General features: G+C 65.6%; 1 protein-coding gene. It reads left to right on the plus strand.

The features are described 5' to 3' along the window. Positions 1-139 precede the first annotated feature (139 nt). Positions 140-982, plus strand: coding sequence for a transposase family protein (locus ABGB21_RS36870; RefSeq protein ID WP_347658675.1), 843 nt, complete (start codon positions 140-142; stop codon positions 980-982). Positions 983-992: the final 10 nt, after the last annotated feature.

The following is a 992-nucleotide window of genomic DNA, read 5'->3' on the forward strand; positions in this document are numbered from 1 at the left end:
TGAGGTGATCTCAGCAAGGATCCGGGGGCGGTTCGGGATGACACGGGCGTACCGTCCATAGCGGACAGCTTTTGATAAGGACGTGGAGCCATCGGTAGACAGGTTCTTGCGACGGAATCGGTCTCCGAGAGGGCTCCACGTGATCACCTATTCTGCCAGGCTCGACGTGCCCAGGGAACTCGTGCGTCACGTGGCGCGTCTGCTTCGCGCCGAGCGTCGGGCGGTGGGCACCCGCCGCCACGCGAGGGCGTTGACGTGCTTCTACCAGGCGCTTCTGGTGCTGGTGTGGTTCCGTAAGGGTGAGGACAAAACCACCCTCGGGGCCGGCTTCGGGGTGTCGCGGGCGACCGCGTACCGGTACGTCGCCGAGGCCGTGCGGGTCCTCGCGGCGCAGACACCGACCCTGCACGACGCCCTGGCCCGGGTCGCCGCGGACGGCTGGTCGCACGTGATCCTGGACGGGAAGCTGTTCGACACCGACCGGGTCGCCGAAACCACCACCAGCGTGAAAGGCAAAACGATCGACGCCTGGTACTCCGGAAAGCACCGCGACTTCGGCGCGAACATCCAAGCGATCATGCGCCCAGACGGGCTACCGATCTGGACCTCGGATGCGATGCCAGGACATCTACACGACCTGACCTGCGCACAGGAGCTCGACATCACCGGCGCGCTGTACTGGGCCGCTTCAGCGCTGGATCTGCCGGCCCTGGCCGACTCCGGCTACGAAGGCTCTGGCCAGGGCATCCACACCCCATACAAGCAACCCTCCGATGGCCACCGCCTCGCCGTCGACAACCTCACCCACAACACGATCCTTCGATCCATGCGGTGCCTCGGAGAACGCGGCTTCGCAATCCTGACCGGCCGCTGGCGGACCCTTCGTCACACCACCGCCAGCCCACGGCAGATCGGCGACATCGTCCGCGCCGCTCTCCACCTCACCCACTTCGAATACCGATACCTACCGAATCCATGCTGAGATCACGTCA

This window comes from Plantactinospora sp. B24E8 (assembly GCF_039871735.1).
GTDB lineage: Bacteria > Actinomycetota > Actinomycetes > Mycobacteriales > Micromonosporaceae > Plantactinospora.